2 protein-coding genes are annotated in these 527 nt (G+C 55.2%); both read right to left on the bottom strand.

Features of this window, described 5'->3' with window-relative positions:
* Positions 1-278: sugar phosphate nucleotidyltransferase (locus ACTHSP_RS21550; RefSeq protein WP_440346946.1), on the bottom strand; the 278-nt coding region annotated here is incomplete at its 3' end.
* Positions 279-365: 87 nt separating this feature from the next.
* Positions 366-527, bottom strand: a 162-nt coding sequence (locus ACTHSP_RS21545; protein ID WP_440346947.1) for a flavin reductase family protein, incomplete at its 5' end; no start/stop codon positions are given.

Genomic DNA, 527 nt, shown 5'->3' with positions numbered 1-527 from the left:
GCGGTGGCAATGCCTCCGGCAGTTTCCAGGCCTCCGGCGCGCTCGGGAGAATAGGCAATGTGTACGCCGTAGGCTGAACCGTCTTTCAAGGTGTCTTCGATTTGCTGGCCAAGCCAGGCATGGTTGATGACGATTTCAGTAAAGCCGGCCTTCCGCAGGCGGCGTAAGTGCCAGCCGATAAGCGGCGTGCCTGCTACTTCGAGTAAGGGTTTGGGCGTGTGGTCGGTCAGGGGGCGCATGCGTTCGCCGCGACCGGCGGCCAGTATCATTGCTTTCATGGGGGTGCCTATAATGTGTGAAACAGAAAAGGTCTCAGGCCGTCTGAAAAAATGAAACCGATGTTTCAGACGGCATGAGACCTTTATTTATGCCAAAGATTTGAATTGCCTACGGAAATACAGCAATGCCGGCGCTTGCGTATCGGTATTGCGGATTTCGTTGATCTGAACGAAAAAGACGTAATGCGTGCCGATTTCGCGTTGATCGACAATGCTGCCGTGCAGGTGCGCCAGCGCGCCTTCGACTTC

The organism is Neisseria sp. P0001.S005, from assembly GCF_051963715.1.
The sequence above is the reverse complement of the archived record's forward strand: the minus strand, read 5'-3'. Positions and strand labels throughout refer to the sequence as shown.